The sequence below is a fragment of the Leeuwenhoekiella nanhaiensis genome, from assembly GCF_002744755.1.
Classification (GTDB): domain Bacteria; phylum Bacteroidota; class Bacteroidia; order Flavobacteriales; family Flavobacteriaceae; genus Leeuwenhoekiella; species Leeuwenhoekiella nanhaiensis.
Map to the genome: position 1 here is coordinate 71,227 of NZ_KZ319288.1, position 25,878 is coordinate 97,104.

Sequence of the window (25,878 nt, forward strand, 5' to 3'; positions counted from 1 at the left end):
GCTTATCAATTAATTCATTCTGAATATTTCAGAATACCTTAAACTATAATTTTTTTAAAAATGGATAGACTTCCCAAAATTGGAATTCCCGTAATTATCGGTGTAATAATCGTAGTTATTCTTTTATTCAAATCAGCCATAACCATAGATTCTGGTGAGGCCGGTGTTTTGTATCGCCCCTTTGGAGGTGGTGTGGTAACCGATGAGCCTCCCTTAGGAGAGGGTTTTCAAATCATTGCACCCTGGAACAAAGTGTATATTTACGAAGTGCGCCGCCAGGAACTTAAGGAAATCATGAATGTATTGTCTTCCAACGGTCTGGACATTAAACTGGAAGCATCGGTATGGTATAAGCCTGAAGCTGCTAACCTGGGTAAATTGCATCAGGAAATAGGGGAAGATTACTTAAGCCGAATTTTGCTTCCAACTATTCGTTCTGCTGCACGTTCGGTTGTAGGGCGTTATACACCGGAACAATTGTATTCTTCAAAGCGTGACGCCATTCAGGCGGAAATTTTTGACGAAACCCGTAAAATCATCAAGGATCAATATATTGAATTGGACGAGGTTTTAGTTCGCGATGTTACATTGCCTGCTACCATTAAAGAGGCAATAGAGCGTAAATTGAAGCAGGAGCAGGAGTCTTTAGAATATGAGTTCCGTCTGATATCTGCACAAAAAGAAGCCGAACGTCAGGTGATTGAAGCTCAGGGTAAATCTGATGCTAACCGTATTTTAAGCCAATCTTTAAATGATCAAATTCTTAAGGATAAGGGTATTGAAGCGACATTGCAGTTGGCCAAATCTAACAACTCCAAAATCATTGTAGTAGGTTCAGGAGATTCAGGATTGCCTATAATACTGGGTAACAATTAATCAATTAAAGTTTCATAAAAAAACCGGTCAGTTAATGACCGGTTTTTTTTATGCTCTTTTCATTCGCGGACTCTCGCGCCGTAGTTGCGTCCGCCTTTTGGACTCCAGCAGCATTTTCGCTTTGCTTACCCAGTTATCGTTTTTAATACGATCGGGGAAAAACTGAATCAATTCCGTTACAAGTTCTATATCAGCTTCATTAAATCGGCTAATTTGCTCAAAAGTATAAATGCCTATCGTATTGAGTTTCTCTTCGGTATAAGGACCAATCCCGATGATTTTCTGAAGATCATCTGCCTCCCCGGCATCAGCAGTTCCTAAACGCTCGAAATCAAGAACACCTGATTTTTGCTTACTCTTAGATTGAACAGACTCTTCCGGAGTTTGGGCTGCAACAAGTTCTTCCAGTTCCTCATCTTCCTCTTCATCAAGAAAATAATTTTCCTCGTGATCCTGTAACTCACTACGCTTTCTCAGAATAGTTATTTTCTTAAGGTATTTTGATTTCTGAGAGAAAAAAGCAAAGAAATAACCTATCAAAAAAGAAGTGAGCATCAATATAAAAATCTCTATATAAATAAGAGGAACAGCTATACTGCCGTCTCCGCCTTGTAATATGATGCTAAATGCTGTCATTCAAAATAAATTTCTATTCGGTGATTGAGTTCCCTGTTTGCAGAATCCCGATCGTAAATAGGTTCTGTCTCACCACTTGAATACGCAGAAACCTGATTATCAGGTAATTTAAGACTTTTTATTAGAAACTCCCTTACTTTTTTAGCTTCGTCCAAAGCCAGCAAATAATTATCTTCTTTATCACCTATATAATCGGTATGTCCCACCACTTTAATATGTAAATTGGGATCTGCAGATAATTTTTGTTTTATAAAGCTTAGGAAGCTGGTTGCTTTTTGTTCAGCAACAAAACGTGCGTGCTTAAACTCGGGATAGAATAAAGCGTCAAAAGTACGGGGCGCAACAGCTGTTGCATTAGACCTTTTCTTTGCATTGCGCAATTTTTCTAAATCTTCGGCGAGTTGTCGTTTATTAGCCTGTATGGTTTTGGTTAGTTCTTCTACTACCTGCTCATTGCTCTGATTGAGATTAGTCCCCATAAAGGTATCAGGCTGTGTCAAAGTTCTTTTGGAATCTTCTTCATCAGAATTATCTTCTACAAAAGGAACAAACTCAGGTTTAGCAGCGTTTGGAGTACTATCTATATCACTTTCTGTTGAAATTTTTGAAGCAAAAACACTCTTACGATCTAAAGCTCCTGTGGTATTCATAAATAAAATACCCAGAAGAAACCAGCAGAAAAAGACCCCGAATGCAATTAAAAATCGTTTCATGACTCCATTAATTCATTAAATGTAACACTTTAACTTAAAATGAGTGTATTACATCGAAGAAAACATTTGAAATATTTTGAGCCAAAATGTATTTTTTTGGTTAAATTCGCTTCCGCATTATGAAAGCAATATCATTACATCATCATCATTTTTATTTACGCGCTCAAGCGAGGTAAGAATGTTATGTGTGTATAAAGCATAATTTACAATAACCCGTTTGAGTCATTCAAACGGGTTTTCTGTTTTGAATGGTTCAAGCTTAACAAACCAAAAAATGACAAAAAAAATTAAAATTGCTATTCAAAAAGCCGGAAGGCTCAATGAAGATTCCCTTCAAATCCTAAAAGACTGTGGCGTAAGTATTGATAACGGCAGAGACCAGCTCAAAGCCAGTGCGGCCAATTTCCCGCTCGAGGTTTTTTACCTGCGTAACGGCGATATCCCGCAGTATTTAAGAGACGGGGTGGTTGATATCGCTATTATTGGAGAAAACGTACTTATCGAAAAAGGAACAGACATCGCTATTGCACAAAAACTCGGCTTTTCAAAATGTAAGGTGTCACTGGCTGTTCCTAAAGGCACTAAATACGAATCGGTAAAAGATTTTGAAGGTAAAAGAATTGCTACTTCCTATCCCAATACGGTGCTGGATTACCTTTCCAAATATGGAGTAAAAGCTGATTTGCACATCATCAACGGTTCGGTAGAAATCGCTCCAAATATCGGCCTTGCAGACGGTATTTGCGATATCGTTTCCAGCGGCAGTACCTTATTTAAAAACGGGTTGAAAGAAGTGGAAGTGATGCTTAAATCTGAAGCAGTTTTGGCTGTTTCGCCAAAGATAGACAGCGAACGCCAAGAGATTCTAGACAAACTTATATTTCGTATAAAAGCGGTATTAAAAGGCCGCGATTATAAGTACGTACTTCTAAATGCTCCAAACGACAGGCTGGACGCGATTATCGCAATGTTGCCGGGTATGAAAAGCCCTACAGTGCTTCCGTTAGCCGAAGAAGGCTGGAGCAGCGTACACTCGGTTATTGATAAAAATGAGTTTTGGGAAGTAATCGACAAGCTGAAAGACTCCGGGGCTCAGGGCATTTTGGTAAGCGATATCGAAAAGATGGTTTTGTAGCGTTTGAGCGATACAAAACCATTCCGACGCAGGTCGGAATCTAATGAACTTATGTTTTCCGAAAGCCTTATGGTTATAGATCAAAATCAAAACGGCTCCAAAAAAAGAAAAGAATGATTAAAATAAATAATCCGCTATGGGAAGATTGGGATGAAATCCTCAAACGACCTACGCAGACCTACGATCAGATTGAAGGTACGGTGCTCGAAGTCTTTAAGGCCATTCAAACCGAAGGCGATGCTGCTGTTGCTCGATATACCGAAAAATTTGACGGGATTATCCCGAAAGATCTGATAGTTTCCCCATCTGAAATCGATAAGGCTCTTACGAGCCTGGATTCAGATTTAAAAGAAGCTATAAAGCTGGCAAAAACCAATATTGAAGCTTTTCACAAAGCCCAGAAAACCGATCCAGTACGCGTGGAAACTGCTCCCGGCGTTATTTGCTGGCAGGAAAAGCGTCCCATACAGAAGGTGGGCCTTTACATTCCGGGAGGGACGGCTCCTTTATTCTCCACAATTTTGATGCTGGCCATTCCGGCAAAAATAGCAGGATGTAAAGAAGTCATTTTATGTACGCCACCTGATAAGCAGGGCAACATCAATCCCGCGATTTTAGTTACCGCGCAATTGTGTGGTATTGATAAAATCTACAAAGTGGGTGGCATTCAGGCGATTGGTGCGATGACCTTTGGTACGGAAAGTATTTCAAAAGTCTATAAAATTTTTGGCCCCGGAAATCAGTATGTTACCGTAGCCAAGCAAATGGCTACCAAATACAATGTAAGTATCGATATGCCTGCCGGTCCATCGGAACTGCTGGTAGTTGCAGACGATACCGCAGATGCAGCATTCGTCGCTTCAGACCTCTTGAGTCAGGCCGAACATGGTGTAGACAGCCAGGTGATTTTGGTTTCTACTTCAAAAGAACTTATTGCAGCAGTGGAAGAGGAGATCGCCAACCAGCTGGAAGCTCTTCCCCGTAAAGCTATTGCTGAAAAAGCCATCGCTAACAGCAAGCTCATTTATGTAGAAACGCACGAGAAAGCTTTGGAACTCATTGATGAATATGGCCCTGAGCATTTTATTGTTGCTACTGACAGTAATGATTTTTACGTGGATAACATCGCCAATGCAGGTTCTGTGTTTATTGGGAACTATACGCCCGAAAGTGCCGGGGATTACGCTTCCGGGACAAACCACACCTTGCCGACTAACGGTTATGCCAAGCAATACAGTGGGGTGAATCTTGATAGTTTTATGAAAAGCATGACCTTTCAAAGACTCTCTGAAGAAGGCATTCAAAATATCGGTAACGCAATCGAACTTATGGCTGCCGCCGAAGGGCTTCAGGCACATAAGAATGCCGTTACCTTACGTCTCAATAAACTCGCAAAACAGAACTGATGTCAACATTTCACTTGGAAAAACTGGTGCGCGAGAATGTAGCGCGACTCAAACCCTATTCTTCGGCCCGTGATGAGTTTAAGGATTTTCACCAGGATATGGTTTTTTTAGATGCCAATGAAAACCCGTATAACAATGGCGTAAACCGCTATCCCGATCCGCAGCAAATTACATTGAAGCAGCATTTATCAACCGTAAAGCGCGTTCCGGTAGATCAGATTCTTTTGGGTAACGGCAGCGACGAGGTGCTTGATTTGTTGTTTCGGGCGTTTAGTGAACCCAAAACCGATAATGTAATCACGTTGCCGCCTACGTATGGGATGTATAGTGTGCTCGCAGCAACTAACGATATTGCAAACCGTGAGGTGATGTTAACCAAAGAATTTCAACCTGATGTACACGCGGTTTTAGAACAGGTAGATCATCAGACCAAGATGATTTTTCTGTGTTCGCCAAATAATCCTACAGCAAATAGTTTTGAGGCGGAGTCGATTGAAAAACTATTGAGATCCTTCCGCGGACTTATAATTGTGGATGAGGCGTATATTGATTTTGCCGAAGGCGAAAGCTGGTCAACCCGGCTTCAGGAATATCCAAATCTGGTAATCATTCAAACCCTGTCTAAAGCTTACGGCTTAGCCGGAATCAGGCTGGGAATTTGTTATGCTTCCGCAGAAATTATTGCGATACTCAACAAAATCAAACCGCCTTATAATGTGAATGAACTCACACAAAAAAGAGCATTAGAGCGCGTTTTAGACGCCGAAAAAGTTGAGACTGAAATTAACTTTATTTTAAAGGAAAGAGATACATTATCTAAAGTGTTACTTCAAGTAGATTTTGTGCAGCACGTTTTTCCTTCTGAAGCCAATTTTATCCTTGCACGGGTAGACAATGCCAATAAACGCTACGATCAGCTCATTCAAAAAGGTATTGTGGTGCGCAACCGAAGCACGCAGGCTTTATGTGAAAACACCTTGCGTTTTACGGTGGGAACACCAGACGAAAACAAAAAATTAATCGCCGCTTTAAACGAATTAGACTAAGTTTTAAAAATGAATAATTCATCCAACCAACAAGAAACAAAAGGTCAAAAAGTACTTTTTATAGACCGCGACGGTACCATTATTAAGGAGCCACCGGGTTATCAGGTAGACGCTTTTGAGAAAGTCACTTTTTACCCAAAAGTATTTACGTACCTGAGTAAAATCGCTAAAGAACTCGATTACAAACTCGTGATGATTACCAATCAGGACGGTCTGGGAACCGATTCATTTCCTGAACACACCTTTTGGCCGGTGCATAATTTCATTATAAAATCCTTTGAAAACGAAGGGGTTGTTTTTGATCGTGTGTTTATCGACAAGACTTTACCCGCAGAAAACGCCAATACGCGCAAGCCGGGAACCGGTATGTTGACCGAGTTTTTCTCGGAAGATTACGATCTCGAAAACAGTTTTGTTCTTGGCGATCGTATTACCGATATCGAACTTGCGAAAAATCTGGGCGCTAAGGGCATTTTTATAAGCGATCATACCGATTTGGGGTCAGACGAAATCACCACAAAACGGGAAGATCTCGATGCCTATATCGCACTTGAGACTACCGACTGGCAACAGATTTACGAGTTTTTAAAACTCAACGCGCGCACGGCTTCCATCTCTAGAAAAACCAACGAAACCGATATTGAAATAGAGCTCAACCTCGACGGAACAGGCAAAAGCGATATCAAAACCGGTCTGGCGTTTTTTGATCATATGCTCGATCAGTTGGCCCGCCATGGTTCTATGGATCTTAAAATACACGTAGATGGTGACCTTGAGGTAGACGAGCACCATACCATTGAAGATACCGCCATCGCTTTGGGCGAAGTATTTGCGAAAGCTCTGGGTAACAAATTGGGTATTGAACGCTATGGCTTTTGCCTGCCAATGGATGATTGCCTGGCCCAAGTGGCTATCGACTTTGGAGGCCGCAACTGGCTGGTATGGGAAGCCGACTTCAAACGCGAGAAAATAGGGGAGATGCCTACCGAAATGTTTTATCATTTCTTCAAATCCTTTACAGACGGGGCCCGCGCAAACCTAAATGTAAAAGCCGAAGGCACTAACGAACATCACAAGATCGAAGCCATTTTTAAAGCCTTTGCGAAAGCCATAAAAGTGGCTGTTAAAAGAGATCCGGATAAAATGGTGTTGCCCAGTACGAAGGGGATGCTCTGATCCCCCTAAACCCCGAAGGGGGAATTAAATTAATAGCAATGAACAACAATACTATAACGGAACAAAAGCACTCCCCCTTAGGAGGAGCTGGTGGGGGACTCGTAATCATAAACTACGGCGCCGGAAACATACAAAGTATCAAGTTTGCCTTCAAACGTTTGGGAATTGATGCGGTCCTGTCTGACAATGCTGAAGAAATTAAAGCTGCAGATAAGGTGATTTTTCCGGGTGTGGGAGAGGCCAGTAGTGCGATGGCCAAACTACGAGCTACCGGCTTAGACCAGGTAATTCCTATTCTAAAACAACCTGTATTAGGTATTTGCCTGGGGATGCAATTGATGTGCAAACACTCAACAGAAGGAGATACCACCGGACTTGGGATTTTTGATACCGATGTGATTAAGTTTTCAAATGCCGTAAAAGTTCCGCAAATCGGCTGGAATGAAATTTCAAACCTGGAAGGACCTCTATTCAAAGGAATACCCGAGAACTCCCATATGTATCTGGTGCACAGTTTTTATGCTCCCCAATGCACTGAAATGATCGCCACCACCCATTATGAAGTTGATTATGCTTCGGCTTTGCAAAAAGACAATTTTTACGGTGTGCAGTTTCATCCGGAGAAAAGTGGTAAAGTTGGACAGGAAATTTTGAAAAATTTTGTGAGCTTGTAAAATAGAATTTATTGTTTATGATTTATTATTTCTTGTTTAATATGTTGAAAAATGGGAACTATAAAAAGGTTTGAAGAACTTGACATTTGGCAACTCGCAAGGGATTTATGCATAAATATTGAGCAACTTTTTCAGAATACAGGAGTTGGATCAAATTATGCATTAAGAAACCAAATGGAAAAGAGTTCCGGTTCAATTATGGACAATATTGCGGAGGGATTTGATCGTGGAGGAAATAAGGAATTTATAAACTTCTTGAGTTATGCTAAGGGTAGTGCAGGAGAATTAAAATCGCAATTTTACAGATGTATGGATAAAGGTTTGATTTCGAAAGAATTGTTTGAAGAGAATTCGATAAAATGTCAGGAAATACAAAACAAAATTGGTGGTTTCATTACCTATCTGAAAAATTCAGAATTCAAAGGTCCAAAATTTCAGCGCTAGAATTTTATAGAAACCAGGAATAATAAACAAGAAATAAGAAACAACAAATTACCAATGCGAATAATCCCAGCCATAGACATCATAGACGGTAAGTGTGTACGCCTTTCAAAAGGTGATTACGATACCAAGAAAATATACAATGAGCACCCGCTTGAGGTTGCTAAGGAATTTGAAGCCCACGGTATTCAATATTTACATCTGGTTGATCTGGATGGCGCTAAGAGCAAGCATATTGTAAACCACAAGGTGTTGGAGCAAATCGCTTCACAAACCAGTCTAAAAATTGATTTTGGTGGCGGACTCAAAACCGACGAGGATTTGCGTGTCGCTTTTGAAAGTGGTGCCAATCAAATCACCGGTGGAAGTATTGCCGTCAAGGACCCGGACACGTTTAAGAGCTGGTTGTCTAAATTTGGTCCCGACAAGATTATTCTGGGAGCAGATGCGAAGGATGAAAAAGTTGCCGTTAGCGGATGGCTGGAAGAATCTAAAGAGGAATTGATTCCGTTTATCAAAAGCTATCACCAGGAAGGCGTGTCGTATGTGATTTGTACAGACATCAGCAAAGATGGGATGTTAGAAGGTCCTTCTTTTGATTTGTACCGAAAGATTCTGGAAGAATGTCACCCTGAGCTTGTCGAAGGGGCAGTCAAGAGTCTTAAACTAATAGCCTCCGGCGGAATCTCCCATTTTGACGAATTACCCAAGCTGGCTGAACTGGGCTGCGAAGGAACCATTATTGGGAAGGCGATTTACGAAGGACGTATTTCGATGAAACAACTGGAAGGTTTTATATTGAATTCTTAAATAAGGAGACCTCACAGGTTTTAAAAACCTGTGAGGTCTGGACTCCTGATAAAAAATTAGTTTTCCGTCGAAATTTATGCTGAGTGCATCGAAGTGCGGAAAAGACAAAAAATAAAAATATGCTTACCAAACGAATCATACCCTGTCTCGATATTAAAAACGGCCGAACCGTAAAAGGGGTCAATTTTGTAGATCTGCGCGATGCCGGTGACCCGGTCGAGCTGGCGGCTAAATATGCCGAGACGGGTGCAGACGAACTCGTTTTTTTGGATATTTCGGCAACGGAAGAACGCCGAAAAACCCTGGCTGATCTGGTTTTGCGAGTAGCCGAAAAAATAAACATTCCTTTTACCGTGGGTGGCGGAATTTCATCTGTTGAAGATGTAGATATCCTTTTGCAAAACGGGGCAGACAAGGTATCGATCAATTCGTCGGCGGTTAAAAATCCGCAACTGATTAATAATCTTGCGGCTAAATTCGGTTCGCAATGCGTTGTGGTAGCTATTGACGCGAAACAAATTGAAGGAAAATGGACTGTACATCTTGTAGGTGGTAAAGTACCTACAGAACTCGATCTGTTTGAATGGGCACGGGAAGTTGAACAACGTGGTGCAGGAGAAATCCTCTTTACCTCGATGGATCACGACGGCACTAAAAATGGCTTTGCAGACGAAGCCCTGGCAAAACTGAGCGGTATGTTGAATATTCCCATTATCGCTTCGGGCGGGGCAGGGACTATGCAGCATTTCACAGATACCTTTAAAAACGGAAAATCAGACGCAGCTCTGGCTGCCAGTGTATTTCATTTCCACGAAATAGACATCCCCGAGCTAAAACATGAATTGAAAAAACAAAACATCCCGGTACGGATTTAATACTTTCGCAACCGCGTAAAAAAAAGATACCATGAAAATCAACTATAATGATCAGGGCCTGGTGCCGGCAATTATACAGGACGCTAAAACCAAAAACGTTTTGATGCTGGGCTATATGAATGAAGAAGCCTATCTTAAAACCAACGAGACCAAAAAAGTGACTTTTTACAGCCGTAGTAAGCAACGCTTGTGGACCAAAGGCGAAGAAAGCGGTAACTTTTTACACTTGGTCTCCATTAAAAATGATTGTGATAACGACACCTTATTGATAAGCGTAAATCCGCAGGGGCCAACTTGCCATAAAGGAACCGATAATTGCTGGAGTGAGGATAACGAGCAGTCGTTTGGTTTCCTAACTGAATTGGAGCACACGATTTCTGAACGGAAAGCCAATCAGGATAACGAAAAAAGTTACGTCGCAGATCTTTTTCGCAAAGGCATCAATAAAATCGCCCAGAAAGTAGGAGAGGAAGCCGTTGAAGTGGTCATTGAAGCCAAAGATGACAACGACGAATTATTTCTCAACGAGAGTGCAGACCTCTTATTTCACTATTTAATCTTGTTGAAAGCCAAAGGCTACGGATTACAGGATATTGAGCAGGTTTTGATAAATCGAAAAAAATAAAAAAAGTGCCCTTAAATCTAAGGGCACTTTTGCGAAGGTGTATATATTTAATTATTTTCCTCCCCGCGCCGGGTAGTCTTCTTTTTTGATAAAGTCAATTCCTTTTAATAGTCCGTCGATATCTGGGCGGGCAAAAGGCATGGTTTGAATTATAGAGCTGTAAAGTGTTCCGTCGGGTTTTATCAAAAAGAGTCCGGGTTCTGAAAAAACTTCGGGTTCCCCTTCTTTTATAGCGTGTGAAATATACAGTCCCCATTCGCGTGCTTTGTCTTCGGTCAACTCATAGGCGATGGGTAGATTCCCGGTTTCCCATTTTTCTGCCGAAAGTTTTGCTCGTTTTTCTGTATCCATACTTACCGCGATAAGATTCACGCCGCGTTCTTCAAAATCGCTGAGTTTTGAAGTGAACTCTTTCAGTTGTTTTTTGCAGATAGGGCAGTGCAGACCTCTGTAAAACAATACAAGTGTAAAACTTTTCGGTTTTTGCTTATTCAATTCCCATCGGGTGCCATTGATAAGGTTTAAGTCTAATTGAGGTACTTCCTGATTTGGTTTCATAGTTTTTCTTTTCAAGGTAGTTTTAAGCCACTCTACAGAGGCACAAAGGACTGGTAAAAATGGTTAAGAATTTCTTAAATATTTTGTACTTGTATATATCTTTAAGCACACCTGTAACAGAATTTTTTTACAAGTATAGGTTTACTAATAGTTTGAAATTCAGTGTTTTTTGACGTCTTTTTAAGTGATTTCAACTGGTTTTCCTGTAATTTCAATACAGCAATTAATTAATACTATTCCTATGCGTAGGATAATTTTTCTTCTGTTATTGATCACTCAATTTCCTATTTACTCACAGGTGGGTATAGGAACTACTGAGCCGCATCCGGATGTTTTGGTTGACATTAATGGAGCATTACGTGTACGGCAATATATAGAGGGCAGTGCCAATGCAGCCCGTGATTCTATCGCTGTTTTTGACGGTAGAGGTGTGGTTATGAGTGTTCCTACCCGTATGCTATTGGCTAATGTAGAAAAGTCTTTGGTAAAGGCTAAGCTTACCTCAAATTTTACTATTGCATTATTATCTAATGTGATTGTAAAATTCAATTCGGAAGATTTTGATCTAAAAGATGAATTTGATCCTACGACGGGATATTTTACTGCGGAATATGCCGGAATCTACAGAGTGAGTGCACAAATAAAGTCTTCCACTTTAAGTATTGGTGATCTTGGACTTTCCATTTATAAAACCAATGCTGCAGGAACTGTAGAAACAAAAATTGCCGAAGAAAACTTCGTAAATGTTTCTGTATTGGGTATAAATGTATCACCTCCCACGCGTTCAGTTTCTACTCTGGTTCAATTGGAAGCCGGCGAAAAAATCAGTTTTAAAGTATATTCTGCAGTTGGCTTAAGCCTTTCAGGCAATACTAATGGCTATGATTCCTTCTGTACTATAGAACAAGTACGTTAACTAGTTTTTGTTCTCAAGTTCAATTGCTGTTAGCCCCAGACGTATTTTATAATAGGGTATTTTTTCTTCAAAATGTTCAAAATACGCTTTCAGCGAATCGGGATTTTCTAAGTCTTTTGACGCCTTTTTGATTTGATTTACCTCGTCTGCATTTACAAAACGGTATAAATCAATATCTTCCCCGTCTAAAGCAAGCTTTGCCAAATGTGAATACACGGTAGTATCCTTTAAATCACGCTTTCGTGAAATCTCTTCAATGCTCAGTCCGTCTTTAAGCAGTTGATAGGTCACCTGATGCGTAGCTGTCTTACTGCCCTTCTTCTTGATTTTGGCAGCCTGAAACTCGAGAATCGCATCGATAAAAGCATCGCCGTAAACCTCAAGTTTGCGCTGGCCTACACCGCTAATTTCCAGCAATTCCATCTCACTCATAGGGCGTACTCGTTCCATTTCTTTGAGCGTGGCATCGCTAAAAACCAAATAGGCCGGGATGTCTTCTTCCTTGGCAATCTCGGCTCGCAATTGTCTGAGTTTTTCAAACAGATCGTTGCCCTTCTTAATTTTCGGCTCTTTGGCAACGGCTGGTTCAGGCTGAATCGCTTCGGTAGGATGCGTAAGCAAAACTTTTTTTCCATTGAATAATACCTCCTTGCTTGACGGCGTTAAGTGCAGGGCATTATTTAAGTGAAAAGCGATTTCGCAATAACCCTGATTTATCAATTGCAAGACATAATGCTGCCAGTCTTTCCAGGAAGTGTCTTTCCCAATCCCAAAAGTCTTGACCTCTTCCAAACCTTTATCAATAATCATCGCGTTTTTCGCACCGCGTAGAATATCGATAATAACGCCTATGGGTTCGCTGTTTTTTACCCGGGCAATGGTAGATAACGCCTTTTGGGCAAGAATGGTTCCGTCAAAAAATTGCGGCGGATTTTTACACACATCACAATTGCCGCAGTCTTTTTCTAAAAACTCTCCAAAATAACTCAGCAGAATTTTACGTCGGCAGGTTAGGGCTTCGGTATACTGCTTCATACGATCGAGCTTGGCATTCTGCACCTCCTCATTGGCGGCACCCTGAGTAAAACGTCTCAGTTGAATCACATCTGCATAGGTATGAAAAAGCAAAGCGTGCGCATCGAGGCCGTCACGACCGGCCCGACCAATTTCCTGGTAATAGCCTTCCAGATTTTTCGGCATATTGTAATGAATTACCCAGCGCACGTTAGATTTATCGATTCCCATTCCAAAAGCAACCGTGGCGCAAACCACCTGGATTTTATCGTAAATGAAATCTTCCTGTACGCGTGTGCGTTCTTCAAAACTCAGCCCCGCGTGGTAGGATTCGGCTTTGATACCTTTGTTTTTCAAGGATTGGGCAACAGTTTCGGTGGTTTTACGACTCAGACAGTAAATGATTCCGCTGGTATTGGGACGTTTGGCCAGAAACTTTTTAATCTGATCAAGCCGCTTATCTGCCGCACGCACTTCGAGAGTAATATTTTTTCGGTCAAAAGAGCTGATAAACTGCCTGGCGTGCGTGATGTTAAGCTGCTCTGCGATATCCTGTCTGGTAGCTTTATCAGCGGTTGCGGTAAGCGCAATAACCGGAACAGTGGGCAGGGACTTCTTTAAAAAACCTAATTGCTGATACGAAGGCCTGAAATCGTGTCCCCAGGAAGAGATACAATGCGCCTCATCTATCGCGATACAACTGATGTAGTTTTCGGTAAGCAGGGGCGATAATCCCGAAAGACTCTCAGGCGCAACATAAAGTAGCTTTAATTCGCCATTTGCAGCTTTGGCCAGTATTTCCTGTTGATCCTCAGCCTGCTGACTGCTGTTGTAAAAATCGGCCTTGATCCCGTTTGCATTGAGGCCGTCAACCTGATCTTTCATCAGAGCAATCAAAGGCGAGATTACCAGCGTAAGTCCTTTAAAATGCATAGCGGGTAACTGATAGCAAATAGACTTTCCGCCACCTGTAGGCATAATGACTATGGCATCATTTCCGGAAAGTACCGTTTCTATAATTTCCTGCTGATTGCTTCTAAAACTGTCGTACCCAAAATAGGTTTTGAGGGAAGTGAGCAGTTCGGTTTGATCAACAGATGGGGACATAGTAGAAACTTTTTTGCAAAAAACGGCATTTTTAAGCAGATAGCTCAGGAGCATCTTATTTTTAACCTAATTGAGCGCCACACGTGTTTTTAACATTATAAATTTTACAAAAACGGGTTTTGCTTTTTAAACATTATGCATTTTTACAAACTCAAAATGAATAATAAATAATTCTTGGTAATTCAATTAACAAAGCCCTGTTTTTTCAAGGCTTTGCTTAGAATTTATCTGTAAAATTGTCTCGTATGAAAGCTAGAAAATACACCATCGCAGTCCTGCAACTCAATTTAAACAATACCCCCGAAAACAATCTGGAGAAGTGTAAAAAATGGGTGCGTGACGCCGCTGCTCAGGGGGCAGAGGTAATCTCGCTCCCCGAATTGTACAGTAGCCATTACTTTTGTCAGGATGAAGATGTAGACAATTTTAAATACGCCGAACCGCTTTACGATATCTCGTTTACCGCTTTTAGCGCCCTGGCGAAAGAGTTAGGCGTGGTGATTATTGTTCCGTTTTTTGAAAAACGTATGAGCGGTATCTATCACAATAGCGCTTACATCATTGATACAGACGGAAGCGAAGCCGGTTTATACCGAAAAATGCACATTCCGGATGATCCACATTTTTATGAGAAATTTTACTTCACTCCGGGCGATTTAGGTTTTAAAACCATAAAGACCAAAAAAGCCAATTTAGGAACACTCATCTGCTGGGATCAGTGGTACCCCGAAGCCGCCCGATTAACCGCTTTGCAGGGTGCTGAAGTTTTATTTTATCCTACGGCAATAGGCTGGCATCCTCAGGAAAAAGTGCAATACGGTGTAAATCAACACGGCGCCTGGATGAATGTGATGAAAGGTCACGCTGTCGCCAATGGCGTGTATGTTGCAGCCGCAAACCGGATTGGACTTGAAAAATACGTGCCCGATACCAACGGAATTGAATTTTGGGGACAGTCTTTTATCTGTGGGCCTCAAGGCGAAATTCTCGCGCAGGCCTCTGTAGATCAGGAAGAAATTTTAATGGCAGAAATCGACCTGGATTTGCAGGAAAACGTTCGCCAAAACTGGCCATTTTTCAGAGATCGACGCATCGATTTCTATGGCGAAATAACTAAACGCGCACTCGATTAATCCATGAGAAAAGAACGACGTCTACCTGCAGAATGGGAACAGCAACAAGGCATTTTACTATGCTTTCCGGGAAATGGCAACGACTGGCCGGGGAAGTACCAGACCATTCAATTTGCCTTTGCCGAGTTTATCAAGAAAATTGCAGCGACAGAGACCGTTTTTGTTCTTGTGGGAAGTGAAAGCATTCGTGACAAGGCCTTAAGCCTTCTGGAAGCTAATCACGTTAATCTGAGTAAGGTTACATTCATCATTCAAAAAACCAACCGCAGCTGGATGCGGGATGCAGGCCCTATCATCGTAAAAACCGAGTCAGGTCGCGAAGCGCTTAATTTCAACTTTAACGGCTGGGCTAAATACGGCAACTTTAGGCTAGACAAGCAGGTGCCTAAACGCATGGGTGATTTTCTGGGAATACCTGTAAATCAGGTGATGCACCAGGGCGAACCTGTGATTCTGGAAGGTGGAGCAATTGATGTAAACGGTAAAGGCACCTTACTTACTACCGAAGAATGTCTGCTCGACCCCGAGATCCAGGTGCGTAATCCTAATTTTACTAAAGCCGATTACGAACTCATTTTCAAAAAATATCTGGGTGTTACCAATACCATCTGGCTGGGCGATGGTATTGCCGGTGATGATACGCATGGTCACGTTGATGATTTATGCCGCTTTGTAAACGAAAACACCATTGTGACGGTTGTGGAAGAGGATCAGCAAGATGCCAATTACAAGCCCTTACAGGACAATTTAAAACGCCTGCAACAAGCAAAGCTTGAAGATGGCAGCAGTCCGGTGATTGTCACATTACCTATGCCAAAGGCCATCAATTACGAAGATCTGCGTGTACCCGCCAGCTACGCCAATTTCCTAATTCTGAATAAAACGGTGTTGGTACCCACATTTAATGATGCTAAAGACCGAATCGCACTGAATACGCTAGCCGAACTTTTCCCCGATCGCGAAGTGATAGGTATCGGGGCCATAGATCTGATCTGGGGTCTGGGAACCCTTCATTGCCTCAGTATGCAAATACCGGAGTAGTTGTGTTAGATTTTAGACAATAGACAATAGACATTAGATTTGAGACTTGTGTTTTAAATTTGAATGTGAAAGGTAAGAGGTGAAAGGTAAGGAGGTGAGAAGTTAGAGGTGGATGTGCTGATGGGCCGAAAAGATTTGATTTTCTTTACGTAATTAACCGAACACTGAACCGCAAACCGCAAACCGGTAACTGAGACTGTCAACTGCGAACCGAACACTGCCAACTGAATTAAAAACGTACCTTTGTCGCAAATACGCGCACATGGCATCTTTTGAAGATTTTAAAATAAATAAACAATTGCGTTATGCGATTGAAGACCTGGGTTTTACGGAAGCTACACCCATACAGGAACAGGCTTTTTCAGTAATTCGATCGGGTAGGGATGTGGTAGGTATTGCACAGACCGGTACCGGTAAAACCTTTGCTTACACCTTGCCGTTATTAGAAGGTCTCAAATTTTCCAAACAGGTCAATCCGCGGATTTTAATTTTGGTACCTACCCGCGAACTTGTTTTACAGGTGGTAGACCAAATCAAAGAATATGGTAAACACAGCTCCATCCGGGTTTTGGGCGTTTACGGAGGCACCAACATCAACACCCAGCGCCAGGAAGTTGCGCAGGGTTGTGACATTATTGTAGGTACTCCCGGCCGTCTTTACGATTTGGCCGTAAGCCGAACGCTTCAGCTTAAATCGATCAAGCATTTGGTGATTGATGAAGTAGATGTGATGCTCGATCTTGGTTTCCGGTTTCAACTGGTGAATATTTTTGATTTGCTTCCGCAGCGCCGTCAAAACATTATGTTTTCGGCAACCATGACAGATGAAGTTGATGAACTCATGGATACCTTTTTTACAGCTCCCGAGCGTATTCAGGTGGCTTTAAGCGGTACTCCATTGGATTCAATTGAGCAAAGCTATTACCAGCTTCCCAATTTTTACACCAAAGTAAATTTGGCAACGCATTTACTGAAAGACAAAGGCACCTACCAAAAAAACCTGATTTTCGTATCTAACAAAAAGCACGCAGACCGCGTTTATACCGAGCTTGCTGAAGTCTTTGGCGAATCGGTAGGAGTAATTCACGCCAATAAAACCCAGAATTACCGAATCAATGCCATCGAGCAATTTGATAAAGGCACGTATCGTATTTTAGTTACCACCGATGTGATGGCGCGTGGACTCGATTTAGATCAAATTACGCACGTCTTCAATCTCGATGTACCACGTTTTCCGGAAAACTATATGCACCGTATAGGTCGAACCGGTAGGGCAGATCACAAAGGGAATAGTATTCTAATGGGTACTGCAGACGAGGTAGAAAAGAAAGAGGCTATTGAGGCTCTGATGAACCGCAGTATTGCCCAAAAAGATCTGCCGCAGGATTTAGAGGTTGCTACCAAATTACTTCCCGAAGAACAGCCTGATCACGTGGAAATCAATAATCCGTCAAAACGTCCTGACGATCGTGGAGCCAGTTTTCACGAGAAGAAGGAGAAGAATAAAAAGGTTAATCTGGGAGGTAGCTACAGACGGGAAATCGCCAAAAAATACAAGAAGCCTAAAACCCGTGGAGATAAGAATTACAACCGCCGCAACAAAAAATAGATTTTGCGTTTAGGTTTATTCAGGCAAAGCGTACTGCTCGAGCAATTCTAGCGAAGTATATTCCAGTGTTTTATAATGACAGGCCTCCAACTTTAGTTTTGGAGCAACGCCTGCTTTTTCCGCTTCAAGCCATCTGCTTACGCACAAGCACCAAAAATCACCGGATTTGAGTCCGGGGAAATCCCATTGCGGGCGGGGCGTGATCAGATCGTTTCCGCGGTTGGCAGAAAAGTTTAAGAATTCTTCGGTAACCTGAGCGCAAACTACGTGAGTTCCGGTGTCTGTATCTATTGTTTTGCAAAATCCGTCTCTAAAATACCCGGTCAACGGTTCGTAGCGACACGCAAGTAGTGGTTTTCCATAGACATTAAGTGGATTTTCTTCCATAGTAATTATCAGTTTTTAAAGAAATAAACAGCCAAAACAAGATTGACCAGCATAAATATAAATGCCGGGGACGATGCCAGTATGCTGTCTCTGATTCGCAGACGGGTTATAAATCCCATCAACATTAGCAGGGCGAGACCGGCAGCACTCAGCGCCAGTAAAACGCTGTTGAAAAAGGTACCTGTAATCATACCCAATCCGCCTATCAACTGTAAATAACCTGTTGTTGTACGCCATTCTTTGAGACCAAAACGGATGAATTCGTCCTTCATTTTTTGACTGAGCAAACAGCTTATTCCGTAACTGATAAAAGTGATACCGGTTAAGAGGGCGAGACCTTTAAAAAAAAGTATCAATTGAAAAATCCGTAGTGATAGCCTGCGATAAATAAACTCAACACCAGCAATGCGAGGGAGGGCAGGTGTTTAGAAAAAGGATTTTTTACTTTAAAATGGGCGAATTGTGCACAAATCATCAGGAAAGCCATCAGTAATGCAGGGATTGCTGCCAGACCCGGATACCAAATGCTGGTAATAAGTAGAGTAGAAAGCGCAATCTTAGAAGCACCTACAAAATTACGGGTCAGATCAGACAAGCCGTATTCTTTAAACTCCTTTACGATATTATCCCAGCGCAACACCCAGACAATAACAATAGAAATAGCAATAATAACTTTAGAAAGGGTAACGAGTAATTCCATAGTTTTTTATTTTCAATTTAAGGTAATGCATTGATTGCTTGCCGACATGCGCCTGTAATATTTAGTTAAAAAACTTTCAAATATTTTGAACACTTACTTGAAATAGGCCTTCTAGCGACCTAGATATTAATGTTTTCTAAAAGAAGCTATTTCCAGACAATCCTTTTTTTCTTTTACATATCTTGAACTGCGCTAAGCGACATAATTACTATGAAATCAACTAAAGACAAATCAATTTTTATTGTAGGAGCAGGGGTCAGCGGCCTGGTAGCAGCCCGCGTACTGGAAAATCACGGCTACAGCCCCGTTGTTATCGAAGCCAGTGATCGCGTAGGTGGTCGTGTAAAAACCGATATCGTAGAGGGCTACCAGCTTGATCACGGTTTTCAGGTTATGCTTGACGCCTATCCCAAAGCCCAGGAATACCTCAATTACGATAAGCTCGATCTTCAAAAACTGATTCCCGGAGCGATACTTTTTAATAATGGAAAGCGTAAAGTGCTGGGTGATCCTACCCGCGAACTATCGATGGCACTACCCACGATGCTGAGCAGTGTGGGATCGTTTGCAGATAAACTGAAGGTTTTAAAGCTGAATATCAAGCTGCGTAAAAAATCGCTCGATGCCATTTTTACTTCCGAAGAAAAAAGCACTCTACAGTATTTAAAAGATTACGGCTTTTCTGAAGGGATGATCAATGGCTTTTTTAAGCCCTTTTTTACAGGTATTTACCTGGAAGACCAGCTACAGACTTCAAGCCGAATGTTTGAATTCGTTTTTAAAATGTTTGGAGAAGGCGCTGCGGTAATTCCACGTGGGGGTATAGAAGCGATTCCCAATCAATTGCAGAATCGGCTGACTCAAACCGATTTTCGGTTTAATACACGCGTAAAGCAGGTCACTCCCGATGCGGTGATCTTAGAAGATGGTAGCACCCTTGAAAGCCTGGGTACCATCATCGCTACAGAAGCCGGTAATCTGGTTTCCAATCTGAACCAACAACAACTTCCCTGGAAATCAGTTGATAATCTGTATTTTGAGGTAAAGGGATCTCCGGTATACAACAAACCCATTATTGGGCTTTTTAATGCTCAGAACACTTTGGTAAATAATATACTTTATGTGACCAATATTGCTGCAGATCGCGAAGGCCGGTATGGCTTGCTTTCGGTTTCTGTGGTAAAGGAGCACGAATACAGCGAAGAAAAACTCGTAGAACGGGTACAGGAAGAACTGGCAAAACACGCTAAGATTAAGAATACCCGTTTTTTAAAAAGGTATCAAATTAAAAAAGCATTGCCTCAACTGAATAATCTGCGTTATGAGATGACACCTTCTGAAACCCAGCTCATCAACGGAATTTTCCTGGCCGGGGATCAGCAATTAAACGGTTCGCTTAACGCCGCAATGATGGCCGGCGAGCGCGCAGCGCTGGGACTTATTCAGACGATTGAGGGTGGGGTTAGAACCTAATTATTAATGTCAACTTGTTGACTAAAATTTTCTTCACATTTAAAGCAACTTTCTTTGGCTTTAAGCATCCATAAAAGAGAAATGTATGTTATGAAGAGTATTATTTTCGTTCTTTTAGTGGTTATAAGCATAAGCTCTTGTAAATCTGAGGATGACGCCCTAATTGATAATGCTGATCTTGTTGGTACTTGGGATTGGGTACAAACCAGCGGCGGCTTAATCTATTTTAAGGAAACACCTGAAACATTAGGCAAGTCAATAACCCTTTCGTTCTCCAATAATTATAAATTTCAGATTAGTCAGGATGAGAATGAGATCTTGAGTGGTAATTACACAATTACGTACAAAAAATCTATATATACGGGAGAGATGGCACGTTTTATAGAGTTGTCTGACGCAACCATATATACAGGTATTGTATTACGGGGAATTGTAAATACTTATGAAAATACCAGCCTAACTATTAACGACAATAATCACGACGGAATAGGCAGTGTATTTATCAAAGCACAGTAAAATATTAAAATTTACCCTCCATTTTCATTTTACTTTTAGAGTACTTAAAATTTATTCCTCAAAAGAATTTTCATTCAATTAATTATAGATTAAATGCTATTTTAGTTAGACCTAACAAGCTCTTTGTTAGGGTCTAACGAAAATAAGCCATGGAACACATTTCCAATCATCAGGCTCAGACCAAAGTTCAAAAAGGAGCTGCGGTAATCATTGATGTACGCGAAACCGGTGAGTTTAGGGAACAACATATTCCCGGAGCGATTAATATGCCGTCTACGGCTTACAAGCCTGAGCATTATGGGGCGTTCAGCGACCTGAAAATCTGCCTGGTTTGTCAAAGCGGACAACGTTCCAAAAAGATTCACGATTTACTGAAAAAAGACGGTTTTACCAATCTTGCCATTCTGGAAACTCAAATGGAAAATTACCATGATCCTGCAAAAATAAAGGGATGGTCTATTGACCGGCAGTTTCGGATTACACTGGGCATTTTACTTGCGATAGCCTTGACTTTATATGCGCTGGGCTATGAATACGGACTTATAATTCCTGTGATCTTATGCGTAGGTCTTATTTTTACTTCCATCATTGACCGCTGTTATATGCGTATGGCAATCGCCCGAATGCCGTGGAATAGAAACCGAAGTGCTTAGACCAACCATTTTTTACTAAACCTCCCCATCCCATTCTATAACCGCTCCGGGTTGCAGGTCTCCCAGTTTCAAATTTCCCACCCGTACCCGAACCAATCGAAGAGTTGGGCAATTAATGGCTGAAGTCATCTTACGCACCTGCCTGAATTTACCTTCTTCGATCGTAATACTCAGCCAGGTTACCGGTCCGTGCCGCGCATCGCGTATTTTCTTAGCCCGTTCCGGTAAATTGGGAGAAGTTTCCAATCGTTGTATTCGCGCGGGTTTGGTTTCGTATTTGGCTCCGTTTAGCCCAATTTTAATACCCTCCCGCAATTGATCGAGTTCAGCTTCAGAGGGATCTCCGTCTACCAGCGCATAATATTCTTTTTTGATACCGCTTCGGTTGATTAGATCGCTCAGCTTTCCATCGGTAGTCATCAACAGCAGACCCTCAGATTTTTCGTCCAGACGGCCTATGGGCATAATACCTTCGGGCCAGGAGTAAAGTTCATCCAGAAATTTTTTTTTCCGCCGCTGGCGCAAATCATTACTGCCCAGCTGGCTGATGTAGCCGTAAGGTTTATAAAGCAGGTAATGCCGGTGTGTGGTCAAGCTGTGTCTTTTTCGCTTTGCGAAAATACTAAAATCAAAAGGGCTATCTCAAAAAGCTTTAACAATCGGTAACTCGGCTGTTGGAGGGAATACCTTATTTTTGGGCGTTTAAATCGCATTCACTACACATGTCCACGCAAACCAAACGGAAAAAACAAGCCAAAGTCTTACGTCAATTTCGCAGCATACACCGGGCAATGGGTGCTCTGTTGTTTGTGTTTTTCTTTGTGATTTCAATATCAGGGGTTTTGCTGGGCATAAAAAAGAACAGCGGCGATTTGTTGCTGCCAAAAACGCAAACAGGTACCAGCAGTGATTTGACGCAATGGCTACCGTTACCTAAGCTTCAGGAAAAGGCTATCGCCGTTTTGCGCGACTCCGTGTCTGCTGATCTTTCGCCCAGGCTAGACCGTATTGACGTACGTCAGGAAAAGGGAGTTGTCAAGTTTATTTTTGCCGATCATTATTACGGGATTCAGTTAGATGGCGTTACCGGAACGCTGCTGCACATTGGTAAGCGCCGCTCTGATGTTGTTGAAAACATTCACGATGGTTCGATTCTCGATAACTATTTGGGGACCGAAGGCTACATAAAGCTGATTTACACGATAATTATGGGTGTTGCCCTGCTCTTGTTTACCATTACCGGTTTTTGGTTGTGGTACGGGCCGAAACGTATGCGAAAAAACCGCGACTAACGCAAAAATGAAAAGCTATGTTTAAGCAATTTGGCGGTAAAATCACACCTCAACTTCAAACGCGCTACGCGCAATCGCCCAACTGGAAGGATGGGAAGTTTAAAAATCTAATCGAAACCGGAATGGATTTTAGTTTTAAAGACCTACCGGGAATGCTTTATAAGCTCTTTTTTCAGAAAGGAGACACAACGCCAAAGCAGGATTTATCTATAATTCCGCTTGATGTGGAAGCTTTTTTAGAGCCGTCAAAATCCATTAAGTACGTTTGGTACGGTCACGGGGTGTTTTTACTTCGCATAAATGAAAAAACGATACTCCTTGACCCGATGTTTGGCCCTGATGCGGCGCCCATTTCGCCTTTTGGCTCCAAACGTTTCTCTAAAAATACACTTGATCTTATCGATACCTTGCCACCTATTGATCTGATGCTGCTAACCCACGATCATTACGACCATTTGGATATGGCGAGTATTCAAAAATTAATTCCGAAAATCAAGAATTATTACGTAGCATTGGGTTGCGGCAGACATTTGGAAGCCTGGGGTGTTGATGCCGGGCAAATAACTGAATTTAACTGGTGGGACGCCGCCAATTTTGAAGGTATTGAAATTACGTTTACGCCAAGCCGGCATTTTTCGGGACGGGGTTTGGGTGACCGGGCCAAATCGCTTTGGGGCGGCTGGGTGTTTAAAACAGAAACCGAATCTTTATACCTAACCGGCGATGGTGGCTACGGTCCGCATTTTAAGGAAATAGGGGAGCGGCTGGGGCCTTTTGACTACGGCTTTATAGAATGCGGGCAGTATGGGGAAAAATGGCGGCAGATTCATATGTTCCCTGACGAAAGTATCACAGCAGCCCTTGATGCTCAAATTAAAACGGGAATGCCGTACCACTGGGCTGGTTTTAAACTCGCGCTTCACGACTGGACAGAACCCGCTGAAGAATTTGTAACGTATGCAGCCGAAAAGAACTTTGACTATACTTTGCCGCTTTTGGGGCAGGTGATGCATCTGGATCAGCCGGCACAGAAAAGTGAATGGTGGAAAAACCTCTAGATTGAGTTAGGATTCAATAGCGGGATTGTTTTATATTGCCGCTATACCCAAATCTTTAGTTTATGCTTACCCGCTGTTTTTCCATTGTTTTTTTAGTTCTAGGTTCGTTGCAACTTCTGGCTCAGGACGCCAATTACGGCATCATTATGCCCAATAATCAGACTACTCGGGCTAATTGCTCCCGATGCCTGCAATTGTTTGCTCAAAAGCCAAAGGAAGTTCAATTTTCGGTCTCTAAGGATGAGAACAATATCTTGTGGTTTAATATAAGTGACAAGCGCTGGTTTGAGCAGATGTTTCAAAAATCGGGTGACGGGATTGCAGTTGATATCGTTAATAAAAAGCGCTATGACTGCAATGATACGCCACCGGGCAACAATCAGATCAGGGGTTTGCTTCAAAAACCGGTTTATGCCGATGTGTTGAGGCGTAATCTCAAGACCTACGGAAAGGGATTCCGGGTGCGCATAGGTACGTTACCCGAAGTGCTTAATGGAGAAACACTCGAGTATAATGTGTTGTTTTTAAACAACCGCCATCTGTGTATGTATTACACGGTTTACAATCTGGAAGCTTACAATTGGAAGCTGCTCGATATGGGCGTTTATCTGGATACCCTCACCTTTCAGAAATCAGAAAAAGAAGGCGAGGAATTACAAAAGACTTCCTATAAAACACTAAAGTTTAGAATTCCTTTCGAAAAGAACAAATCAGAGTATCTGGCCGAAGACATCAGGCCGGTTTACGATTCGCTGCATCTTACAGATTTTGACATTAAAGCTATTGAAATACAGGCCTACAGCAGCGTGGAAGGCAATCTGGAGCGCAATATCGAATTGCAGGAGCAACGTGCCGCGAGTATCGTAAAGGCCTTGCAGGGTTTTCAGGAACCCACGATCGAGACTAAGGTAAATTCGGCAGAAAACTGGGTCGAATTTTTAAAGGATATTGAGGGCACGCCTTATGAATCGTTTAAAACCCAAAGCAAGACTGAGATCAAAAAAGAATTGGCAGGACCGGCAGGCGAAAAATTAGAACCTATTCTTAAAAACCACCGTAAGGCGCTGATCACCCTTTCGCTGGAAAAGAAGAGCAGTTACAAAACCTTGTCTTCTGAAGCTTTGATCACCGAATTCAACACGGCTCTTCAAAATGACGAGGTCTTAAAAGCTCACGAAATTCAAAACCTGTTGCTGGGGCGGGTACGCGATAAAATTTTGAATCCCGATTCATTGAAAGACCTTCAGATCCCACAACAGGAACAATACAGCGACTTTCTAAATAATCAGGCTGCAGTACGTTATCTGGTAGATCAGGCGTATTTGCTTATTGCCTACAACGAACTTAAAAAGCTGGAAGATCTGGATCCCGATAATTACAAAATCAAGTACAATCTGGCTGCGCTGACTTTTGTAATCTGGAAATTTGATGTACAACCGGTTGATCCTAACGCCTTTTTAGATCAGATACGCAGATTACGTTCGTATGACATTAAAGAGAGTCTCATCGGGCGTATGCTTACCAATTATTACATTATACAAAGCGAGAAATACGCCCGTGAGCGCAATTACGCCAAGAAAGACGGAGCTGTGAGGCAGGTGCTTTCGCTTTTAAAAACCGTTGAGCTGCGTGACGAAGATTATTTAAGTATTGCACAGTATCTGACGTATTATTCTGATTTGAAGCAGGCGACCGAGCTTATAGAAAATCGCGCGAATCGCATCGATGTAGATGAAGATTTACTGTTCTACTACCTCAATCTTACCATCATAGACGATGAACTTACTCAGACCCCGGAATATCGAAGTATTATGTTAAACGCCTTCAACCGGAATAAAACCCGTTATTGCCGGCTGTTTAATGCTTCAAATGACGGGGGTGTAACGTTTCAGCTTTTGGAAGATAGCTACCTAAGAGATTCATACTGCGAGAATTGTGAAGGTGTGGAATAAAAGCAGCTTTAAAATTTTTGGTAGCTGAAATAGCCTAACTTCGCGCCTTCAAAAAA

28 protein-coding genes are annotated in these 25,878 nt (G+C 42.0%); 20 read left to right on the forward strand and 8 right to left on the reverse strand.

What is annotated here, in order from left to right; translation table 11 throughout:
* Window positions 1–60: 60 nt before the first annotated feature.
* The gene (locus CJ305_RS03965) at window positions 61–876 is read left to right on the forward strand and encodes a prohibitin family protein (RefSeq protein ID WP_099644959.1); all 816 of its coding nucleotides are present in this window, start codon (window positions 61–63) and stop codon (window positions 874–876) included.
* A gap of 48 nt (window positions 877–924) precedes the next feature.
* Here the strand turns inward: CJ305_RS03965 and CJ305_RS03970 are convergent, their stop codons facing one another.
* Together CJ305_RS03970 and CJ305_RS03975 are read right to left on the reverse strand one after the other, a co-directional pair.
* Window positions 925–1,512, reverse strand: coding sequence for a hypothetical protein (locus CJ305_RS03970; protein ID WP_099644960.1), 588 nt, complete (start codon window positions 1,510–1,512; stop codon window positions 925–927).
* Window positions 1,509–2,225: an OmpA family protein gene (locus tag CJ305_RS03975; RefSeq protein WP_099644961.1), complete on the reverse strand. Its 717-nt coding sequence runs from the start codon at window positions 2,223–2,225 to the stop codon at window positions 1,509–1,511. Before CJ305_RS03975 ends, CJ305_RS03970 begins: the two co-directional genes overlap by 4 nt.
* 274 nt (window positions 2,226–2,499) lie before the next feature.
* Here CJ305_RS03975 and hisG point away from each other — a divergent pair, with 274 nt between their 5' ends.
* From hisG to hisIE, 9 genes are all read left to right on the forward strand, one after another.
* A complete protein-coding gene (gene hisG / locus CJ305_RS03980; protein ID WP_099644962.1) occupies window positions 2,500–3,360 on the forward strand; it encodes an ATP phosphoribosyltransferase in 861 nt (286 codons plus the stop codon).
* A 113-nt stretch (window positions 3,361–3,473) separates the two neighbouring features.
* Window positions 3,474–4,766: a histidinol dehydrogenase gene (gene hisD / locus CJ305_RS03985; RefSeq protein WP_099644963.1), complete on the forward strand. Its 1,293-nt coding sequence runs from the start codon at window positions 3,474–3,476 to the stop codon at window positions 4,764–4,766.
* The gene (gene hisC / locus CJ305_RS03990) at window positions 4,766–5,812 is read left to right on the forward strand and encodes a histidinol-phosphate transaminase (RefSeq protein WP_099644964.1); all 1,047 of its coding nucleotides are present in this window, start codon (window positions 4,766–4,768) and stop codon (window positions 5,810–5,812) included. The genes hisD and hisC overlap by 1 nt, the downstream gene beginning before the upstream one ends.
* Before the next feature lie 9 nt (window positions 5,813–5,821).
* Window positions 5,822–6,988: a bifunctional histidinol-phosphatase/imidazoleglycerol-phosphate dehydratase HisB gene (gene hisB / locus CJ305_RS03995; protein WP_099644965.1), complete on the forward strand. Its 1,167-nt coding sequence runs from the start codon at window positions 5,822–5,824 to the stop codon at window positions 6,986–6,988.
* Between the two features lie 38 nt (window positions 6,989–7,026).
* Window positions 7,027–7,662, forward strand: coding sequence for an imidazole glycerol phosphate synthase subunit HisH (hisH, locus tag CJ305_RS04000; protein ID WP_099644966.1), 636 nt, complete (start codon window positions 7,027–7,029; stop codon window positions 7,660–7,662).
* A gap of 51 nt (window positions 7,663–7,713) precedes the next feature.
* Window positions 7,714–8,106, forward strand: a complete 393-nt coding sequence (locus tag CJ305_RS04005) for a four helix bundle protein (protein WP_099644967.1) — start codon at window positions 7,714–7,716, stop codon at window positions 8,104–8,106.
* Between the two features lie 54 nt (window positions 8,107–8,160).
* Entirely contained in the window at window positions 8,161–8,913 is a 753-nt protein-coding gene (gene hisA / locus CJ305_RS04010) for a 1-(5-phosphoribosyl)-5-[(5-phosphoribosylamino)methylideneamino]imidazole-4-carboxamide isomerase (RefSeq protein WP_099644968.1), read from the forward strand.
* A 119-nt stretch (window positions 8,914–9,032) separates the two neighbouring features.
* Window positions 9,033–9,788: an imidazole glycerol phosphate synthase subunit HisF gene (gene hisF, locus CJ305_RS04015; protein WP_099644969.1), complete on the forward strand. Its 756-nt coding sequence runs from the start codon at window positions 9,033–9,035 to the stop codon at window positions 9,786–9,788.
* Window positions 9,789–9,819: 31 nt separating this feature from the next.
* Window positions 9,820–10,413, forward strand: a complete 594-nt coding sequence (hisIE, locus tag CJ305_RS04020; protein WP_099644970.1) for a bifunctional phosphoribosyl-AMP cyclohydrolase/phosphoribosyl-ATP diphosphatase HisIE — start codon at window positions 9,820–9,822, stop codon at window positions 10,411–10,413.
* Between the two features lie 51 nt (window positions 10,414–10,464).
* Here the strand turns inward: hisIE and CJ305_RS04025 are convergent, their stop codons facing one another.
* Window positions 10,465–10,971, reverse strand: coding sequence for a peroxiredoxin-like family protein (locus tag CJ305_RS04025; RefSeq protein ID WP_099644971.1), 507 nt, complete (start codon window positions 10,969–10,971; stop codon window positions 10,465–10,467).
* A gap of 241 nt (window positions 10,972–11,212) precedes the next feature.
* On the opposite strand from CJ305_RS04025, the gene CJ305_RS04030 reads away from it, so the two are divergent.
* A complete protein-coding gene (locus CJ305_RS04030; protein WP_099644972.1) occupies window positions 11,213–11,887 on the forward strand; it encodes a C1q-like domain-containing protein in 675 nt (224 codons plus the stop codon).
* Here the strand turns inward: CJ305_RS04030 and recQ are convergent, their stop codons facing one another.
* Complete coding sequence (gene recQ / locus CJ305_RS04035; RefSeq protein ID WP_099645451.1) at window positions 11,888–14,008, reverse strand: DNA helicase RecQ; 2,121 nt, start codon at window positions 14,006–14,008, stop codon at window positions 11,888–11,890.
* A 245-nt stretch (window positions 14,009–14,253) separates the two neighbouring features.
* Between recQ and CJ305_RS04040 the strand changes: the two genes are divergently transcribed.
* From CJ305_RS04040 to CJ305_RS04050, 3 genes are all read left to right on the forward strand, one after another.
* Window positions 14,254–15,141 (forward strand): carbon-nitrogen hydrolase, encoded by an 888-nt coding sequence (locus tag CJ305_RS04040; protein WP_099644973.1) that lies wholly within the window; start codon window positions 14,254–14,256, stop codon window positions 15,139–15,141.
* A gap of 3 nt (window positions 15,142–15,144) precedes the next feature.
* Window positions 15,145–16,182 carry an agmatine deiminase family protein gene (locus CJ305_RS04045; protein ID WP_099644974.1) on the forward strand — a complete coding sequence of 346 codons (1,038 nt, stop codon included), beginning with the start codon at window positions 15,145–15,147 and terminating at the stop codon, window positions 16,180–16,182.
* Between the two features lie 262 nt (window positions 16,183–16,444).
* Window positions 16,445–17,791: a DEAD/DEAH box helicase gene (locus tag CJ305_RS04050; RefSeq protein ID WP_099644975.1), complete on the forward strand. Its 1,347-nt coding sequence runs from the start codon at window positions 16,445–16,447 to the stop codon at window positions 17,789–17,791.
* 15 nt (window positions 17,792–17,806) lie between these two features.
* On the opposite strand, the gene CJ305_RS04055 is transcribed toward CJ305_RS04050, so the two are convergent.
* The 3 genes from CJ305_RS04055 to CJ305_RS04065 form a co-directional block, all read right to left on the reverse strand.
* Window positions 17,807–18,178, reverse strand: coding sequence for a DUF2237 family protein (locus CJ305_RS04055; protein WP_099644976.1), 372 nt, complete (start codon window positions 18,176–18,178; stop codon window positions 17,807–17,809).
* Window positions 18,179–18,186: 8 nt separating this feature from the next.
* A complete protein-coding gene (locus CJ305_RS04060; protein ID WP_394340041.1) occupies window positions 18,187–18,450 on the reverse strand; it encodes a DoxX family protein in 264 nt (87 codons plus the stop codon).
* A gap of 80 nt (window positions 18,451–18,530) precedes the next feature.
* Window positions 18,531–18,878, reverse strand: a complete 348-nt coding sequence (locus CJ305_RS04065; RefSeq protein WP_099644978.1) for a DoxX family protein — start codon at window positions 18,876–18,878, stop codon at window positions 18,531–18,533.
* Between the two features lie 210 nt (window positions 18,879–19,088).
* On the opposite strand from CJ305_RS04065, the gene CJ305_RS04070 reads away from it, so the two are divergent.
* From CJ305_RS04070 to CJ305_RS04080, 3 genes are all read left to right on the forward strand, one after another.
* The gene (locus tag CJ305_RS04070; protein ID WP_099644979.1) at window positions 19,089–20,351 is read left to right on the forward strand and encodes an NAD(P)/FAD-dependent oxidoreductase; all 1,263 of its coding nucleotides are present in this window, start codon (window positions 19,089–19,091) and stop codon (window positions 20,349–20,351) included.
* A gap of 90 nt (window positions 20,352–20,441) precedes the next feature.
* Complete coding sequence (locus tag CJ305_RS04075; protein WP_099644980.1) at window positions 20,442–20,867, forward strand: hypothetical protein; 426 nt, start codon at window positions 20,442–20,444, stop codon at window positions 20,865–20,867.
* A gap of 149 nt (window positions 20,868–21,016) precedes the next feature.
* Window positions 21,017–21,520, forward strand: a complete 504-nt coding sequence (locus tag CJ305_RS04080; RefSeq protein WP_099644981.1) for a rhodanese-like domain-containing protein — start codon at window positions 21,017–21,019, stop codon at window positions 21,518–21,520.
* A gap of 15 nt (window positions 21,521–21,535) precedes the next feature.
* Here CJ305_RS04080 and CJ305_RS04085 read toward each other — a convergent pair whose 3' ends face one another.
* Entirely contained in the window at window positions 21,536–22,114 is a 579-nt protein-coding gene (locus tag CJ305_RS04085; protein WP_099644982.1) for a pseudouridine synthase, read from the reverse strand.
* Window positions 22,115–22,242: 128 nt separating this feature from the next.
* On the opposite strand from CJ305_RS04085, the gene CJ305_RS04090 reads away from it, so the two are divergent.
* From CJ305_RS04090 to CJ305_RS04100, 3 genes are all read left to right on the forward strand, one after another.
* A complete protein-coding gene (locus CJ305_RS04090) occupies window positions 22,243–22,812 on the forward strand; it encodes a PepSY-associated TM helix domain-containing protein (RefSeq protein ID WP_099644983.1) in 570 nt (189 codons plus the stop codon).
* Window positions 22,813–22,829: 17 nt separating this feature from the next.
* Window positions 22,830–23,870, forward strand: a complete 1,041-nt coding sequence (locus CJ305_RS04095; RefSeq protein WP_099644984.1) for an MBL fold metallo-hydrolase — start codon at window positions 22,830–22,832, stop codon at window positions 23,868–23,870.
* Window positions 23,871–23,932: 62 nt separating this feature from the next.
* Window positions 23,933–25,822, forward strand: coding sequence for a hypothetical protein (locus CJ305_RS04100; RefSeq protein ID WP_099644985.1), 1,890 nt, complete (start codon window positions 23,933–23,935; stop codon window positions 25,820–25,822).
* The last annotated feature ends 56 nt before the right edge of the window (window positions 25,823–25,878 follow it).

Coding starts and splice junctions, on each gene's coding strand:
- CJ305_RS03965 (WP_099644959.1), top strand. CDS start 61: ATGGATAGACTTCCCAAAATTGGAATTCCCGTAATTATCGGTGTAATA.
- CJ305_RS03970 (WP_099644960.1), bottom strand. CDS start 1,512: ATGACAGCATTTAGCATCATATTACAAGGCGGAGACGGCAGTATAGCT.
- CJ305_RS03975 (WP_099644961.1), bottom strand. CDS start 2,225: ATGAAACGATTTTTAATTGCATTCGGGGTCTTTTTCTGCTGGTTTCTT.
- hisG (WP_099644962.1), top strand. CDS start 2,500: ATGACAAAAAAAATTAAAATTGCTATTCAAAAAGCCGGAAGGCTCAAT.
- hisD (WP_099644963.1), top strand. CDS start 3,474: ATGATTAAAATAAATAATCCGCTATGGGAAGATTGGGATGAAATCCTC.
- hisC (WP_099644964.1), top strand. CDS start 4,766: ATGTCAACATTTCACTTGGAAAAACTGGTGCGCGAGAATGTAGCGCGA.
- hisB (WP_099644965.1), top strand. CDS start 5,822: ATGAATAATTCATCCAACCAACAAGAAACAAAAGGTCAAAAAGTACTT.
- hisH (WP_099644966.1), top strand. CDS start 7,027: ATGAACAACAATACTATAACGGAACAAAAGCACTCCCCCTTAGGAGGA.
- CJ305_RS04005 (WP_099644967.1), top strand. CDS start 7,714: ATGGGAACTATAAAAAGGTTTGAAGAACTTGACATTTGGCAACTCGCA.
- hisA (WP_099644968.1), top strand. CDS start 8,161: ATGCGAATAATCCCAGCCATAGACATCATAGACGGTAAGTGTGTACGC.
- hisF (WP_099644969.1), top strand. CDS start 9,033: ATGCTTACCAAACGAATCATACCCTGTCTCGATATTAAAAACGGCCGA.
- hisIE (WP_099644970.1), top strand. CDS start 9,820: ATGAAAATCAACTATAATGATCAGGGCCTGGTGCCGGCAATTATACAG.
- CJ305_RS04025 (WP_099644971.1), bottom strand. CDS start 10,971: ATGAAACCAAATCAGGAAGTACCTCAATTAGACTTAAACCTTATCAAT.
- CJ305_RS04030 (WP_099644972.1), top strand. CDS start 11,213: ATGCGTAGGATAATTTTTCTTCTGTTATTGATCACTCAATTTCCTATT.
- recQ (WP_099645451.1), bottom strand. CDS start 14,008: ATGTCCCCATCTGTTGATCAAACCGAACTGCTCACTTCCCTCAAAACC.
- CJ305_RS04040 (WP_099644973.1), top strand. CDS start 14,254: ATGAAAGCTAGAAAATACACCATCGCAGTCCTGCAACTCAATTTAAAC.
- CJ305_RS04045 (WP_099644974.1), top strand. CDS start 15,145: ATGAGAAAAGAACGACGTCTACCTGCAGAATGGGAACAGCAACAAGGC.
- CJ305_RS04050 (WP_099644975.1), top strand. CDS start 16,445: ATGGCATCTTTTGAAGATTTTAAAATAAATAAACAATTGCGTTATGCG.
- CJ305_RS04055 (WP_099644976.1), bottom strand. CDS start 18,178: ATGGAAGAAAATCCACTTAATGTCTATGGAAAACCACTACTTGCGTGT.
- CJ305_RS04060 (WP_394340041.1), bottom strand. CDS start 18,450: ATGAAGGACGAATTCATCCGTTTTGGTCTCAAAGAATGGCGTACAACA.
- CJ305_RS04065 (WP_099644978.1), bottom strand. CDS start 18,878: ATGGAATTACTCGTTACCCTTTCTAAAGTTATTATTGCTATTTCTATT.
- CJ305_RS04070 (WP_099644979.1), top strand. CDS start 19,089: ATGAAATCAACTAAAGACAAATCAATTTTTATTGTAGGAGCAGGGGTC.
- CJ305_RS04075 (WP_099644980.1), top strand. CDS start 20,442: ATGAAGAGTATTATTTTCGTTCTTTTAGTGGTTATAAGCATAAGCTCT.
- CJ305_RS04080 (WP_099644981.1), top strand. CDS start 21,017: ATGGAACACATTTCCAATCATCAGGCTCAGACCAAAGTTCAAAAAGGA.
- CJ305_RS04090 (WP_099644983.1), top strand. CDS start 22,243: ATGTCCACGCAAACCAAACGGAAAAAACAAGCCAAAGTCTTACGTCAA.
- CJ305_RS04095 (WP_099644984.1), top strand. CDS start 22,830: ATGTTTAAGCAATTTGGCGGTAAAATCACACCTCAACTTCAAACGCGC.
- CJ305_RS04100 (WP_099644985.1), top strand. CDS start 23,933: ATGCTTACCCGCTGTTTTTCCATTGTTTTTTTAGTTCTAGGTTCGTTG.